The organism is Actinomycetospora rhizophila (assembly GCF_042657905.1).
Classification (GTDB): domain Bacteria; phylum Actinomycetota; class Actinomycetes; order Mycobacteriales; family Pseudonocardiaceae; genus Actinomycetospora; species Actinomycetospora rhizophila.
This window is the reverse complement of sequence record NZ_JBHSKG010000007.1, coordinates 116,079-130,062: the sequence shown is the minus strand read 5'-3', so window position 1 is coordinate 130,062 and position 13,984 is coordinate 116,079. Positions and strand designations below refer to the sequence as shown.

Here is a 13,984-nt window from a genome sequence, read left to right as displayed (position 1 = left end):
AAGGTCGCCGCCGTCGCCACCGCCACGACCTCGGTATAGCAGCGGGAACAACCACGCCCACCGAACGGGTTGCGGCTGTCGTGGAGATCAGCCTGGTCGGCGCGGCCGTGCTCGTCGGCGTCCTCGTCGTCGCCACCGCCGTCGGGCTCGTCCTGCAGCGCCGGAACGGGCGTGTCCGGACCGTCGGGACCGCGGCCCACGGGTGGGACCTCGCGTGGATCTCGCCGGAGCCGGACGACCGGGTGCTCCTGCTCCAGCTCTCGTCGCCGATCTGCACGCCGTGCGCGCGGACCCGCGACCAGCTCGAGGCCCTCGCCGCCGAGCACCCCGACCTGCGCCACGTCGAGATCGACGTCGCCGACCGGCCTGACGTCGCGAAGGCCCTGCAGGTCCTGCGCACCCCGACCACCGTCGCGTTCGACCGCGCCGGCACCGAGCTCCTGCGCGTCGGCGGCGTGCCGCGCCGGGCCGACCTCGTCGCCGCCCTGCCCCTCGAGGAGTCCTGTTGACAGAGCAGCTCGACCCCCGCGGGGTGCGCTTCGCCGCCGCCGTCACCACGGTCGTCCTGGCCGTGGTCCTGCTGACCGGCAGCGGCGTGCTCGCCGCGCTGCAGGCGGCGGTGTTCGCGATCCCGGTCGTCGCGGGGATGCGCTGGTCGCCCTACGGCGCGCTCTACCGGGCCCTGCTCGCGCCGCGCCTCGGCCCGCCGAGCGAGCGGGAGGACGCCGCGCCGGTGCGGTTCTCGCAGGCGGTCGGGCTGGTGTTCACCGTCGTCGCCGCCGTCGGCTACCTGAGCGGCGCGACCGTGCTCGGTGTCGTCGCGACCGCGACGGCCCTCGCCGCGGCGTTCCTCAACGCGGCGTTCGGCTTCTGCCTCGGCTGCGAGATGTACGGCCTGATGGCGCGGGTGCGCGCCGCGCGCTGACTCAGTCCGGCGGACAGAGCGCCGGCGGGACGGCGTCGAGGACGATGCCGAAGACGTCGCGGTAGGTCGCGAGCTGCTCGTCGACCGACAGCTTCTTCTCGGTGCGCTCGCCGTCGTCCGGGGTCTCGATGAACAGGTCGCCGGACAGCGTGACGCGGGCGGTGGGCGTCAGGCGGGACGCGAGCAGGGCGTGGGTGAACGGGGACGTCGGCGAGGTCCGGTGCCACCACGCCATCGGGACGAAGTCGGCGAGGGACCGCGCCCGAGGGTCGAGGCGGTACTGCGTCCCGCCGTGCCAGACGATGTCGAGCTCGCCGTCGGGGGCGTCGCGGACGGTGAAGACGCCGGCGCGGTCAGGCTGCTCGTCGCGGGAGTCCAGGTCGAGCGGCCCCACGGCGAAGCGCCCGAAGCCCACGTCGACGAGGGTGCTGCCGCCGACGACGAGCGCCATGTGGTCGCCGGGGAAGCTGAGCCCGTCGTCGGTCGCGACCCGCGCCGAGCAGCACCGCACATCCCACCCGAGCGCGCCGAGCAGCCAGGCGAACGCGCCGTTGAGCTCGTAGCAGAAGCCGCCGCGGCGACGGTCGACGATCTTCTCGACCAGCGCGGGGTCCTCGAGCGGCACCCGGTCGCGCTGGTGCACCGAGAGGTTCTCGAACGGCACGGTCTCGAGATGGCGCGCCATCAGCGCGGCCAGCGGGTCGTCGGCGGCAGCGCCGATCCGCGCCAGGTAGGCCGTCGCGTCCACACACACGGTATACACGGTGCATGCGCGTCGCTCTGGCCCAGATTCTCGGCACCGACGACCCGTCGGCCAACCTGGAGATCGTCGCCGACCACGCCGCCCTCGCCGCCCAGCAGGGCGCGACGGTCGTCGCGTTCCCCGAGGCGACGATGTGCCGGTTCGGGGTGTCGCTGACGCCGATCGCCGAGCCGGTGGACGGGCCGTGGGCGAACGAGGTGCGGCGCATCGCCGAGCGCCACGACGTGCTCGTCGTCGCGGGCATGTTCACCCCGACCCCGGACGGCCGGATCACCAACACGCTGCTCGCCACCGGCCGCGGCGTCGACACGGCCTACGACAAGATTCACCTGTACGACGCGTTCGGGTTCCGCGAGTCCGACACCGTCGCCCCGGGGACCAAGCCGACCACGGTGACCGTCGACGGCACGACCCTCGGGCTCGCGACCTGCTACGACATCCGCTACCCGGAGCTCTTCCGGGCCCTCGCCGACCAGGGCGCCACCGTGACGCTGCTGCCGGCGAGCTGGGGCGCCGGGCCGGGCAAGGTCGAGCAGTGGCAGCTCATGGTCCGCGCCCGCGCGCTCGACGCGACGACCTTCGTGCTCGCCGCCGACCAGGCCGACCCGACGACCCGCGGCATCGATCCGGGCAGGGCTCCGCGCGGTGTCGGCCACAGCCTCGCGGCGTCTCCGTTCGGCGTCACGATCGACGAGCTCGGCGCGGAACCGGGGCTGCTCGTGGTCGATGTCGACCCCGAGCAGATCCCCGAGGTCCGCAAGACCCTGCCGGTCCTCGCGAACCGCCGCCTCTAGCGATCCCCTAGGCCGGGCGGCTCAGCCAGCTCACGCGGTCCTGGTAGGGCGCGAGGCGGGTGAGCAGCTCGCGGCGCGCGGCGGGGTCGGCCGTCGCCGTGAAGGCGCGGTCGCGGGTCATCCGCGCGCGCACGGCACCGGGATCGAGCACGAGGACCTTCGACGCCTCGCGCACGGCGGCGTCGAGTCCCTTGGCGCCGGCGTGGGTGGCTTCGCCTCCGACGCGGTCGGCATAGACCTGCGCGGCGGCCAGACCATCGGCGTCGGGCCGGGCGGCCACGACGAGGACGCGTTCGGCGTCGGGGGTCACTCGGGGGGCGGGAACGGGCAGGGCGGTCGCGGCCGGAGTGGTACCGGCGGCGCGGGTGGTCATCGTGAGCTCCAAGATCGTGCGCCTCGGACGGGACGGTCCGGCGACGCTGTTCGTCGTACGTCCTATAGACGCACGGGGCGGACTTCGGTGTCGTGTGATGTCCCGCACCTCAGGGCAGGATGCGGGAGAGAAGATCGATCAAGGTGTCGGACGCCTCCTCGGGAAGGAAGTGCCCGGCGCCCGGGACGATGTGGAGTTGCGCCCCTGGCAACGCGTTGCGCAATGTGGTACCCGCTGCTCGAGGGATCCATGCGTCCTCGGCACCCCAGACGACGTGGCTCGGCACGGTGATCTCGCCGAGGCGGGCGACGACGTCGCGGGTGTGGTCCTCGGTAAAGCCGGCGACCTGGTCGAGGTAGCGCTGCTGCCCCTCCGGGCCGGCGTAGCGGGAGAGATAGGCCCACTCCGCGTCGTCGGCGAGGGCGCCGGCCACGGTGGTCCGGAGATGCGCCGTGATCATCGCCGTGAAGAGGTGGTGGGGCATCGCCCGGTAGGTGTCGAGGTGCTCCCGGACGTGCTGGGTCGCCCCGGTGACCCACGGCGATAGCACGGCGGCGTCGGCGAGGACGAGCGCCCGAGCGGGAGCGGCGTACACCAGGTGGGCCCGCAGCGTGGTCGCGGCACCGATGTCGTGACCGATGAGCACGGGCGCGTCGAGCCCCCAGTGCTCGACGAGCGCGGCGAGCGTCCGGGCGTGCCCGTCGACGGAGGGGTGCTCGCCGGTGGAGTCGCCGTAGGTGGGGAGATCCCACAGGTGGACCGGACGCTGCTGCGCGAGCGCCGGCGCCACGCGGCGCCAGAGGTAGGACCAGGACGGCGTGCCGTGCGTGAGCACGACGGGGACACCGGGCCGGTCGGCGCCGAGGACGTCGACGGCGATGGTGCCGGTGGGCAGGGCCACGCGGTCGCGCAGCGCCCAGGTCGCGAGATCGGTGGTCACGGGCCCTCCTCGACAGGGTTAAACTCTCGGATTGGGCCTTACTCTACCGAGGAGCCGGTAAGGGATGCAAGCAGTCTTTGACGATTACGTGGCGGCAGCCGGGATGGCGACGGAGCTCGTCAACACGGCGCCGGGGGTGTGGCACGGCGAGGACCAGCTGCCGGACGGCGCCGCGCTGGCCGTGTTCGCGGGCGAGCACGGGCTGTCGGGCGAGGACGACGTCGACGCGGTCCACGAGCTGCGCGACCGCCTGCGCGCGGTCCTCGACCTGAGGGACGCGGACGACATCGAGCGTGCGGCGTCCGCGCTGGTCGCCCGGGGCCTGGGCTCGGTCGGCCTCGAGCCCGACGAGCGCGGGCGGCTGCAGTGGATCGCGCGGCCCGCTGCGGACGCCACGCTGGCCGACCGGCTGGCGCTCATCGGCGGCGTCGGCGTCCTCGGGGCGCTGCGGGCGCTGGGGCCCGAACGGTTCCGCGACTGCGCGTCGGACACGTGCTCGGGCGTCTTCATCGACACCAGCCGTCCGGGGCGGCGGCGCTACTGCATGCCCGACCTCTGCGGCAACCGCGCCAACGTCGCGGCCTACCGGGCGCGGCGCAGGGCGAGCGGGGGGCTTTCCTGACGTCCAACGCCGGCGTGGCCGCCAGGCTGGACCACGGCGCGCGGCGAGCCCGGGGTGTCGCGCGAGCGAGTGCGCTCTCGACCTCAGCGCAGGGCGCCCGCGAGGTCGGCGGCCGCCAGGAGGGCGACGAGCACGGGCACGACGCCGGAGTCGGGGACGCGGTAGGTGCGGCCGTCCTGCTCGACGACGCGGGCGGCGGTCAGCGTGCGCAGGTGGTGGTAGAGCTGGCCGGACGAGGAGAGCGCGGCGGCCTCGACCAGCTCGCCCGTGCCCGCCGGCCCGGCCAGCAGGCGGCGCACCAGCGCGAGGCGCACGGGGTGACCGAGCGCGGCGAGCACCTCGGCGACCGGGCCGGCGGCGAGGCCGAGGGTGGCGGCGGCGTCGTACCCGATCGTCCAGGTGATCGGACCATGGTCCTCCTGGAGGCGCACGCTGCCGTGGTAGCCGACCTCGCCCGTCGCGTCGCCGCGGTCGTCGGGCGGCGGGCCGCCCGCGCGCTCCTCGAGCGCGGCGACGCGGGCCTCCAGGGCGTCGAGGCGGGCCTCGGGGCTCGTCACGGCGTCACGCCAGGCAGAGCACGCGGCTGCGCGCGGCCGGGTCCTCGACCGCCGCGACGAGCAGGCGCAGCTGCCCCAGCGCCACCTCGTCCAGCGAGGTGCTCGGCCGGAAGCCCCGCCCGAGCAGCACGCCGACGCCGATGGTGCCGTCGGGGCGGCGCACGCTCACCGCCATCGTGCCGACGCCCGGGAACGACCCGCCCTTGATCGCGCGGACCTGGCCGTCGCGACGCGGCGCGTCGGGCTCCAGCTCACCGCGGGCGACGTCGGCGCCGGGCCCGAACGTCCCGCTGATCACCGCGCGCCACAGCCCGGCGAGCTGCACCGCCGAGCCCGTCGAGGTCGAGCGCGCCCACCGCTCGCTCTCGATGAGGTACGCCTCGATGTCCTCGGCCTGCACGGCGAGGCGGCGACGGGAATCCTCGCGGTAGGCCGGATCGGACGCGAAGCGCTGCGCCATCGCGAGCTCCGCGGGCCCCCGGACCGAGCGCGGCGCGGACAGCGGCGGCGCCTCCTGCGGGCGGACGAGGGCCAGCTGGGCGCCGAGCTCCGAGGGCAGGTCGAGGTCGCGCCAGCCGCCGGAGGCGGCCGCGTCGACCAGCGCCGGGTCGCCGAGGCGGTCGCGCAGGTAGTCGGCGGCGGCGTTGTCGCTGAACTGCACCATCGCGGCGACCATCTGCTGCAGCGTCACCGTGCGGCCCGGGTCGACGGCACCCAGCAGGCCGTTGCGCGGGATGCCGAGGGCGTCCAGCGCGCCGACGTGCGCGCCGGCGTCGGCGGCCAGGTACCAGTTCTCCCAGTCGCCGACGCGGACCTGGTCGTCGGGACGCACCCGCCCCTCGGCCACCGCCCGGCCGTACGCCGCGACGTGCACGATCTTGACCGCCGACGCGAGGGGCATCTGCGCGCCGGGGGCGTGCGAGACGACCGCGCCCCGGCCGTCGTCCACCACCAGACCGACGTCCTCCGGCGTCGCGGCCATGATGCCCAGCCACCCGTCGGACGTCGTCGGGGTCGCCGCGGGCGCGGGCGCACAGTCCGCGGGGCGGGGCGGGTTCGCGGGCACGGACGCGGCGGGCACCGGCTCCGGCGCGGTCCCCGCGTCCTCGCCGGACGAGCAGGCGGCGGGCACGAGCAGCGCGACGACGAGCGCCATCACCGCGATTCCGCTTTTCCGTGATTCCGGCACACGACACACTAGCCCGGATGGCGCACACCGCACCACCGAGGGTCGGTGCGGCGGCGGTCAGCCCGCGCGCAGGGCCGTGACCAGGGCGTCGATCGCGATCTCGGGCTTCACGTTCGCGGCCAGGGCGTCGCGGCAGGCGAGGATCGCCTCGAGGCGGCGCAGGGACGACTCGGGCGTGCTGTCGCGGGCGGCGTTGCCGATCTCGGTCGCGCGGTCGGGGTGGGTCGAGGTGACCGATGCGCCGACGCCGCGCACGAGGACGTCGCGGTAGTAGCCGGCGAGGTCGACCAGCGCGCGGTCCAGCGCGTCGCGCTTGGTGCGGGTCAGCCGGGACTTCTGCTTCTTCTCGAGGTCCTTCTCCGCCGCGCGCGCCGAGCGCTGGGCCTGCGCGGTGCCCTTGCCCGTGCCGCCGGCGCCGAGGGAGACGGCGAGCTCCTCGCGCTCGGCCTCGTCGCGGGACGCGGCGAGGGCGGCGGCCTCGGTCTCGGCCGCGCCGACCATGGCGTCGGAGGCGGCGAAGGCGTCGGCGGGCGAGCGCAGCGCGCGGGGCAGGGCGAGGACGGCGTCGCGCTCCTCCCGGGCCTCGGGCACCCGCGCCAGGCGGCGCGCCCGCCCGATGTGCCCGCCGCAGACCGACGCCGCCCAGGTGGCGTCGGCCTCCGGGACGCCGTCGCGCTCGACGAGCACCGCGGCGATGGCGTCGGGCGCGGGCGAGCGCAGGCGGACCGCGCGGCAGCGCGAGCGGATGGTCACCGAGATGTCGTCGGGGTGCTCCGAGGGGCAGCACAGCAGGAACACCGTGCGCTCCGCCGGCTCCTCCACCGACTTGAGCAGCGCGTTCGACGCCTGCTCGGTGAGCCGGTCGGCGTCCTCGACGATGACGATCTGCCAGCGTGCCGTGGTGGGCCGCCGGGCCGCGACGTCGATGGTCGTCCGCACCTCCCTGACGCTGATCGAGAGGCCCTCGGGCACGATCTCGCGCACGTCGGCGTGGGTGCCGGCCATGACCGTGTGGCAGGCGGGGCACTCGCCGCAGCCCTGGTGGGGGCACTGGAGCGCGGCGGCGAAGGCCCGGGCGGCGACCGAGCGCCCCGAGCCGGGCGGGCCGGTGAACAGCCAGGCGTGCGTCATCCCGGGGCCGGCGCCCTGCTCGGACGCGCCCTCGTCGAGCTCGTCGGAGAAGCGCACCCGGGCGCCGCGCTCGGCCGCGGCCCGCAGCTCGGCCACCGCGGCGGGCTGCCCGACGACCTGCGACCACACGCTCACGCCGTCGATGATGCCCCACCGGTCCGACGGCTTCGCCACGTGAGCGAGATGGGTCGTCACGACGACCCGGATCGCTCACGTGGCGGAGCCATCACCCGCGCCACGAGCGGGGCGAGCAGCTCGCGCACGCGGACCGCGACGTCGGCGGGGTCGCCGTCGCCGTCGACGCGGACGTAGCGGTCGGGGTCGGCCGCGGCCATCTCGGTCAGCGTCCGCTGGACCTGCCAGGTGTCGACGATCCCGCCGGTGGTCGGAGCGGGGTCGTGGACGCTCGGGTCGCGGTCGAGCAGGACGGTGACGTCGGGGCGCACCGCACCGGTTGCCCAGGCGCCGAGACGTTGCAGGTCGGCGGCGTCGAGCTCGTCGCCGACGCGCGCCAGCGGCGAGTCCAGGCAGCCCTCGATGACGACGACCCTCCCCGCACGCAGCGCCGGCAGCACCTCCTGCGCGAGCACCTCGGCCCGCACGGCCGCGGCGACCAGCGCCCGGGCGCGCTGCCCGTCGAGCCCGCTCGCCGACACCGCCGCCGACACCCGCGCGGCGTCGGTCGCGCTGCGCCCGGCGAGCACGACGTCGGCGCCCTGCTCGCCGAGCCACCGCACGAGGCGCTCGGCCTGCTCGGCGGTGTCGGTGCGCGAGGCGCCCTCGACGGCCACGAGCAGGCCGGGCTCGCCGTGGCGGCTGCGGCGCAGCGCCCGCTTGACGTCGGCGAGGATCGTGCGGTCCCGCCGGTCGTCCATCTGGTGGTAGGCGAGCACGCCGACGGCGGCGGCGACGAGCCCCGCCCCGAAGAGCACGAACCGGGTGCCGTCGACCTGCGCGGTCTGCCCGAAGAGCGTCAGCGTCCGCGACTGCACGAGCCCGACCAGCAGCGGCACCACCGACATCGACGCCAGCAGGTCGACCCGCACGATCGACTGCACGAACGCCACGACCCGCCCGCGCACCGCGTCCTCGACCTGCGCACCGATGATCGTCAGCCCGGTGAGCAGCGCCGTCCCGGCGAAGAAGCCGACGAGGACGACGGTGGCGAGCGCGAGGTAGAGGTGCCAGGCCACCGCGACGGCGAGCAGCGAGGTCCCGGCGCCGACGATGGCCACGCCGAAGAGCCGGTGGTGGGGCATGCGCCGGGAGAACCGCGGCACCAGCGCCATCCCGAGCGCGAGCCCCGTGAACAGCGCGATGAACAGCACCGAGTACGCCGCGTCCCCGCCGCCGAGGCTCGCCGCGTAGAGCCGGGCGCTCGCGATGACCGCGCCGCCCGCGGCGAACGCCCCGACGATGCCGACCACGAGACCGCGCACGAGCGGGGTCGTCGACACGAACTGCGCACCGTCGCGCAGCATCGCCAGCAGGCCCGGGGCGGCCGCGCGCCGCTCGGCGCTGCGTCCCGAGATCTCGGGGATGCGGAAGGCCACGGTGGCCGCGGTGAGCAGCGCGGCGAGGCCGTTGACGACGAGCGCGAGGTACACCGTGGTGGTCGGGCTCGGGTGCCAGCCCGCGATGTTGCCCGACTTCGAGATCAGCGCGAACACGCCGGCCGCACTGATGACCGCCACGCCGTAGGTCATCACCAGGGAGAGCTGGTTGGCCGTCTCGACCTGGTCGGAGCGCTTGAGCAGGTTCGGCACCGACGAGTCCTTGGCCGGGATCCAGCACAGCGCGCACAGCTCGATGAGGAACGTCGCGGCGAACAGCCACCACAGCGACCCCACCAGCGGGATCGACAGGAACAGCAGGGCCTTGAGGACGTCACAGGTGACCATCACCGTGCGGCGGTCGAACTTGTCGGCGAGCACCCCGCCCAGCGGCGCCATGAACAGCGCGGGCAGCAGCTTCGTGGCGACCACGCCGCCGAGCGCGAAGCTCTGGGCCTGATAGCCGCTGGTCAGCTGGGTGGCGAGCGCGGTGAGGGCGAGCAGCGAGAGCCAGTCGCCGAAGCTCGCGACCGCGGTGACGGCCCACAGCCTGCGGAACGGGCGGATCGCGAGCACGCTGCGGATCCGGTGCGTCGCGGACGCCGCACCGCCACCCGTGGGCTGCTCGTCGATCCCCGGTCACCCCTCGCGTCGCCCTGACCGTCCCCGCAGGGTAGTGGCGCGCGCGATCGTCTTCGTGAGGCGCCGCTCAGCAGGTGCCGTCGGCCTGCATCTCGCGGATCTCCGCCGCGACCTGGCAGGCGGTCGCGCCGTCCGACCCGAGGGCGAGGCGCTGCAGGAGCGCGCGCAGCTGGTCGCGCTCGGCGGGGTCGAGCGGGGCGAGCAGCTCGTCCTCGGCCTCGCGCAGCCGGCGCTCGAGCTCGCAGAGCCGGGCGCGGCCGGTGTCGGTGAGCAGGACCTGGCGCGCGCGCCGGTCGGCCGGGTCGGGGCGGCGCGCGACGAGGCCGGCCCCCTCGAGCTCGTCGAGCAGGTAGGTCATGACGGTCCGGTCGACGCCCAGCGAGCGGGCCAGGGCGAGCTGCGTGCGCGGCGGGCCGTCCTCCAGCCCGGCCAGCACGTGGTAGCCGCGCGGGCCGCCCGGCAGGTCGGACACCACGTCCTGCGCGGTGCGCATGTGCGCGCGCGTCACCCGCCCCAGGGCCCAGCCCAGGTCGGCCTCGACGCGCGGCGTGGTCATGACCACAGACTAGCGGTCGCAGAGCACTTCTGTTGACAAGAACGTCTGCTCAACAGAACATCTTGGAGACAGCTCGTTCTGCTCCTCCCGGAGGATCCCGTGACCCTGTTCCGTCTCGACAGCAGCATCCGCACCGAGGGCTCGGTGAGCCGCGAGGTCGCCGACACGCTCGAGCGGGCCTACCTCGACCAGCACCCCGACGGCACCGTCGTGCGCCGCGACCTGCGCGCCGCTCCCGTGCCGGCCGACGCCTGGCCCACCGCCGCGCTCGCGGGCTTCACGCCCGAGGACCAGCGCAGCGACGAGCAGCGCGCCGCCGTCGACCTCGCGGCCCGGCTGGCCGACGAGGTCGAGGAGGCCGACGCGCTCGTCGTCGCCACCCCGCTCTACAACTTCGGGGTGTCGCAGCAGCTCAAGATGTGGATCGACCTGCTCATCACCGACCCCCGCTTCGCCCCGGGAACCTCGCCGCTGGCCGGGAAGCCGGTCACGCTGGTGATCGCGCGCGGCGGCGGCTACGGCGAGGGCACCCCGCGCGAGGGGTGGGACCACGCCACCGCCTGGATCGTGCGCATCCTCGCCGACGTGTGGGGCGGCGACGTCACCCTCGTCGAGGCCGAGCTGACCCTGGCCGACGTCGTGCCGGCGATGGCCGAGCTGCGCCCGCTGGCCGACCAGGTGCGCGCCCGCGCCCACGAGCTGGCCGGCGACGCCGGCCGGCACATGGCACGCGCCGCCGGGGCCGCCCGGGTGGCGTGAGGCCGCCGGTGGCGGCGACGGGACCCGTGTCCTCGGGACACGGGTCCCGCCGGCGTCAGCTGGTCGGCGTCCCGCGCTTCGTGCCCGTGCCCGACTTCGCGGTGGTCTTCTTGGCGGTGCCGGTCTTGCCGGCTGCCTTCTTGGCCGGCGCCTTCTTGGCCGCCGGCTTCTTGGCCCCGGGCTTGACGCCGTCCTTGGACCGCTTCTCGGCGAGCAGCTCGGCGGCTCGCTCGTCGGTGAGCGTCTCGACGTCGTCGCCCTTGCGCAGCGAGGCGTTCACCCCGGTGCCGTCGGTGACGTAGGGCCCGAACCGGCCGTCCTTGACGACCATCGGCTCACCCGAGGCCGGGTCCTTGCCGAGCTCCTTGAGCGGCGGCTTCGCCGCGGCCCGGCCCCGCTGCTTGGGCTGGGCGTAGAGCTTCTGGGCCTCCTCCAGCGTCACCGTGAACAGCTTCTCCTCGCTGTCCAGCGACCGGGAGTCCTTGCCCTTCTTCAGGTACGGCCCGTAGCGCCCGTTCTGGGCGGTGATCTCCTCGCCGGACTCGGGGTCCGTGCCGACGACGCGCGGCAGGCTGAGCAGCTTCAGCGCGTCCTCGAGCGTGATCTCCGAGAGCGTCATCGACTTGAACAGCGACCCGGTGCGGGGCTTCTCCTTCGCACCCTCGGGCAGCGACTCGGTGACGTAGGGCCCGAAGCGGCCCTCCTTGGCGAGGATCTCGTGGCCCGACTCCGGGTCGGTGCCGAGCGAGCGGCCCTCCTGCGGGGTCGAGAACAGCTCCTCGGCCAGCGCCAGGTCGAGCTCGTCGGGCGGGAGGTCGTCGGGCAGGTTGGCCCGCTGGGACTTCTCCTCGCCGTTCTCGCTGACGATCCGCTCGAGGTAGGGCCCGTAGCGGCCGACGCGCACGACGACGTCGCGACCCTGCTCGTCGGCGAACATCCGCAGCGAGTTGACCTCGCGGGCGTCGATGCCCTCGAGCTTGTCCCCGACGAGCTTCTTCAGCCCGCCCAGGTTCGACATGGACGCCTCGACGCCCTCGCCGCCACCGTTCGGCGGGCCCGACCCGTTGGTCCCGTTCCCGTTCGACCCGTTGCCGTTCGCCCCGAAGTAGAAGTGCGACAGCCACGTCTCGCGCTGGGCGTCGCCGGCCGCGATGGCGTCGAGCTCGTCCTCGAGCGCGGCGGTGAAGTCGTAGTCGACGAGACGCCCGAAGTGCTGCTCCATCAGCCCGACCACCGCGAACGCGATCCAGCTCGGGACGAGCGCGCTGCCCTTCTTCCAGACGTAGCCGCGCTCCTGGATCGTGTTGATGATCGACGCGTAGGTCGAGGGTCGGCCGATGCCGCGCTCCTCGAGCGTCTTGACCAGGCTCGCCTCGGTGTAGCGCGCGGGCGGGTTGGTGCTGTGCCCCGACGGGTCGAGCTCGTCGGGCGCGACCCGCTCGCCGGACTCCAGGCGCGGGAGGCGGCTCTCGGCGTCGTCGGCCTGCCCGCCGGCCTCCTCGTCGACGGTCTCGACGTAGGCGCGCAGGAAGCCGGGGAAGGTGATGGTGCGCCCGGACGCGGAGAACGTGCACTCCTCGCCCGTGGCGGCGGAGGCGGCGATCCGCACCGTCATCGTCGTGCCCCGCGCGTCGCGCATCTGGCTCGCGATCGTGCGCTGCCAGATCAGCTCGTAGACGCGGAACTCGTCGTTGGAGAGCTCGCCCGCGACCTGGCCGGGGGTCCGGAACGACTCCCCCGCCGGCCGGATCGCCTCGTGGGCCTCCTGCGCGTTCTTGACCTTGCGCGTGTACTGGCGCGGCTTCTCGGCGACGTTCTCCTGGCCGTAGAGGTCGCGGGCCTGGGTGCGCGCGGCGTTGATCGCCGTGTCGGACAGCGTGGTCGAGTCCGTGCGCATGTAGGTGATGTAGCCGTTCTCGTACAGGCGCTGCGCGGTGCGCATCGTCCGCTCGGCCGAGAACCGCAGCTTGCGCCCACCCTCCTGCTGGAGCGTGGACGTCATGAACGGCGCGTAGGGCTTGCGCGTGTACGGCTTCTCCTCCACCGAGGAGACCGTGAAGTCGCGGTCGGCCAGCGCCTCGGCCAGGCGGCGGGCGCTGGCCTCGTCGAGCCGGCGGACGCCCTCGGTCTTGAGCTGGCCGAGGGAGTCGAAGTCGCGGCCGGTGGCGACCCGGGCGCCGTCGATCTCGACGAGGCCGGCCTTGAAGGTGGGGGTGTTCGCGGAGTCCTGCTCCTTGAGCGAGCGCAGGACCGCGTCGATGCCCCAGTAGCCCGCCGACACGAACGCCATCCGCTCGCGCTCGCGCTCGACGATGACGCGGGTCGCCACCGACTGCACCCGGCCCGCCGAGAGCTTCGGCATGACCTTCTTCCACAGCACGGGGCTGACCTCGTAGCCGTAGAGGCGGTCGAGGATGCGCCGGGTCTCCTGCGCGTCGACGAGGTCCTGGTCGAGGTCGCGGGGGTTGGCCGCGGCCGCCTGGATCGCCGACTCGGTGATCTCGTGGAACACCATGCGCCGGACCGGCACCTTGGGCTTGAGCGTCTCGAGCAGGTGCCAGGCGATGGCCTCGCCCTCGCGGTCGCCGTCCGTCGCGAGGTAGAGCTCGTCGACCTCCTTGAGGGCCTCCTTGAGCTCCGTGACCGTCGACTTCTTGTCCGGCGTCACGATGTAGAGCGGCTCGAAGGAGTTGTCGACGTCGACGCCCAGACGCGCCCAGGCCTCGCCCTTGTACTTGGCGGGGACGTCGGCGGCGCCGCGCGGCAGGTCGCGGATGTGGCCGCGGCTGGACTCCACGATGTAGCGCGAGCCCAGGTAGTCGGCGATCTTGCGGGCCTTCGCCGGGGATTCCACGATCACCAGCCGGCGACCGCCGTCACCGGCGGGCGTCGCGCCGCCGCGACCGGTCTTCCCGCCGCCCCCCGAGGACTTCGCGCCGGACTTCGCGCGCGTGCTCGATCGCGCCGCCGACCCGCTCTCGGTGGGGGTCGGGGCGTCGGTCGTCGCGCTGCGTGCCGTCGTCGAGCCCTTCGTCGATGCCACGGACATGCCTCGTCTCGTCGTACTCATGGCGGGTCGCCACTCGCCGCCAGTGTGCCTCACGGTGTCCGCTGCGCCAGGCGCGACCGGTGTCACCGCGTCGGCACGGGGGTGGTGACGGTGCCCGCCGGACCCTCGAC

The 13,984-nt window shown here is 74.5% G+C and carries 14 protein-coding genes; 5 read left to right on the top strand and 9 right to left on the bottom strand.

Going from position 1 to position 13,984, the window contains the following annotated elements; all coding sequences use genetic code 11:
- Window positions 1–80: 80 nt before the first annotated feature.
- Together ACFPK1_RS15190 and ACFPK1_RS15185 are read left to right on the top strand one after the other, a co-directional pair.
- A complete protein-coding gene (locus ACFPK1_RS15190) occupies window positions 81–509 on the top strand; it encodes a thioredoxin family protein (RefSeq protein WP_378021765.1) in 429 nt (142 codons plus the stop codon).
- On the top strand, window positions 506–925 hold the full coding sequence (locus ACFPK1_RS15185) for a DUF4395 domain-containing protein (RefSeq protein ID WP_378021764.1): 420 nt from the start codon (window positions 506–508) through the stop codon (window positions 923–925). Before ACFPK1_RS15190 ends, ACFPK1_RS15185 begins: the two co-directional genes overlap by 4 nt.
- 1 nt (window position 926) lies before the next feature.
- On the opposite strand, the gene ACFPK1_RS15180 is transcribed toward ACFPK1_RS15185, so the two are convergent.
- On the bottom strand, window positions 927–1,673 hold the full coding sequence (locus ACFPK1_RS15180) for an arylamine N-acetyltransferase family protein (RefSeq protein ID WP_378021763.1): 747 nt from the start codon (window positions 1,671–1,673) through the stop codon (window positions 927–929).
- 20 nt (window positions 1,674–1,693) lie between these two features.
- Here ACFPK1_RS15180 and ACFPK1_RS15175 point away from each other — a divergent pair, with 20 nt between their 5' ends.
- Window positions 1,694–2,482: a carbon-nitrogen hydrolase family protein gene (locus ACFPK1_RS15175; protein ID WP_378021762.1), complete on the top strand. Its 789-nt coding sequence runs from the start codon at window positions 1,694–1,696 to the stop codon at window positions 2,480–2,482.
- 7 nt (window positions 2,483–2,489) lie between these two features.
- Here the strand turns inward: ACFPK1_RS15175 and ACFPK1_RS15170 are convergent, their stop codons facing one another.
- Both ACFPK1_RS15170 and ACFPK1_RS15165 read right to left on the bottom strand, forming a co-directional pair.
- Window positions 2,490–2,855, bottom strand: a complete 366-nt coding sequence (locus ACFPK1_RS15170; RefSeq protein ID WP_378021761.1) for a hypothetical protein — start codon at window positions 2,853–2,855, stop codon at window positions 2,490–2,492.
- 109 nt (window positions 2,856–2,964) lie between these two features.
- Window positions 2,965–3,795 (bottom strand): alpha/beta fold hydrolase, encoded by an 831-nt coding sequence (locus ACFPK1_RS15165; protein WP_378021760.1) that lies wholly within the window; start codon window positions 3,793–3,795, stop codon window positions 2,965–2,967.
- Between the two features lie 103 nt (window positions 3,796–3,898).
- Here ACFPK1_RS15165 and ACFPK1_RS15160 point away from each other — a divergent pair, with 103 nt between their 5' ends.
- Window positions 3,899–4,417, top strand: a complete 519-nt coding sequence (locus tag ACFPK1_RS15160; protein WP_378021759.1) for a CGNR zinc finger domain-containing protein — start codon at window positions 3,899–3,901, stop codon at window positions 4,415–4,417.
- Between the two features lie 83 nt (window positions 4,418–4,500).
- On the opposite strand, the gene ACFPK1_RS15155 is transcribed toward ACFPK1_RS15160, so the two are convergent.
- From ACFPK1_RS15155 to ACFPK1_RS15135, 5 genes are all read right to left on the bottom strand, one after another.
- Window positions 4,501–4,974 (bottom strand): helix-turn-helix domain-containing protein, encoded by a 474-nt coding sequence (locus ACFPK1_RS15155; protein ID WP_378021758.1) that lies wholly within the window; start codon window positions 4,972–4,974, stop codon window positions 4,501–4,503.
- Window positions 4,975–4,978: 4 nt separating this feature from the next.
- A complete protein-coding gene (locus tag ACFPK1_RS15150; RefSeq protein ID WP_378021757.1) occupies window positions 4,979–6,130 on the bottom strand; it encodes a serine hydrolase in 1,152 nt (383 codons plus the stop codon).
- 90 nt (window positions 6,131–6,220) lie between these two features.
- Window positions 6,221–7,429: a DNA polymerase III subunit delta' gene (locus tag ACFPK1_RS15145; protein WP_378021756.1), complete on the bottom strand. Its 1,209-nt coding sequence runs from the start codon at window positions 7,427–7,429 to the stop codon at window positions 6,221–6,223.
- A gap of 56 nt (window positions 7,430–7,485) precedes the next feature.
- The gene (locus ACFPK1_RS15140; RefSeq protein ID WP_378021755.1) at window positions 7,486–9,423 is read right to left on the bottom strand and encodes a bifunctional MFS transporter/dTMP kinase; all 1,938 of its coding nucleotides are present in this window, start codon (window positions 9,421–9,423) and stop codon (window positions 7,486–7,488) included.
- 133 nt (window positions 9,424–9,556) lie between these two features.
- The gene (locus ACFPK1_RS15135) at window positions 9,557–10,045 is read right to left on the bottom strand and encodes a MarR family winged helix-turn-helix transcriptional regulator (RefSeq protein ID WP_378021754.1); all 489 of its coding nucleotides are present in this window, start codon (window positions 10,043–10,045) and stop codon (window positions 9,557–9,559) included.
- Between the two features lie 99 nt (window positions 10,046–10,144).
- Between ACFPK1_RS15135 and ACFPK1_RS15130 the strand changes: the two genes are divergently transcribed.
- Complete coding sequence (locus tag ACFPK1_RS15130) at window positions 10,145–10,804, top strand: FMN-dependent NADH-azoreductase (protein WP_378021753.1); 660 nt, start codon at window positions 10,145–10,147, stop codon at window positions 10,802–10,804.
- Between the two features lie 55 nt (window positions 10,805–10,859).
- On the opposite strand, the gene topA is transcribed toward ACFPK1_RS15130, so the two are convergent.
- Window positions 10,860–13,667, bottom strand: coding sequence for a type I DNA topoisomerase (topA, locus tag ACFPK1_RS15125; protein WP_378021928.1), 2,808 nt, complete (start codon window positions 13,665–13,667; stop codon window positions 10,860–10,862).
- Between the last annotated feature and the right edge of the window lie 317 nt (window positions 13,668–13,984).

What these genes read in the sequence shown, in the direction of transcription:
- ACFPK1_RS15175 (WP_378021762.1), top strand. Translation starts at nt 1,694, where the DNA reads ATGCGCGTCGCTCTGGCCCAGATTCTCGGCACCGACGACCCGTCGGCC.
- ACFPK1_RS15170 (WP_378021761.1), bottom strand. Translation starts at nt 2,855, where the DNA reads ATGACCACCCGCGCCGCCGGTACCACTCCGGCCGCGACCGCCCTGCCC.
- ACFPK1_RS15135 (WP_378021754.1), bottom strand. Translation starts at nt 10,045, where the DNA reads ATGACCACGCCGCGCGTCGAGGCCGACCTGGGCTGGGCCCTGGGGCGG.
- ACFPK1_RS15150 (WP_378021757.1), bottom strand. Translation starts at nt 6,130, where the DNA reads ATGGCGCTCGTCGTCGCGCTGCTCGTGCCCGCCGCCTGCTCGTCCGGC.
- ACFPK1_RS15160 (WP_378021759.1), top strand. Translation starts at nt 3,899, where the DNA reads ATGGCGACGGAGCTCGTCAACACGGCGCCGGGGGTGTGGCACGGCGAG.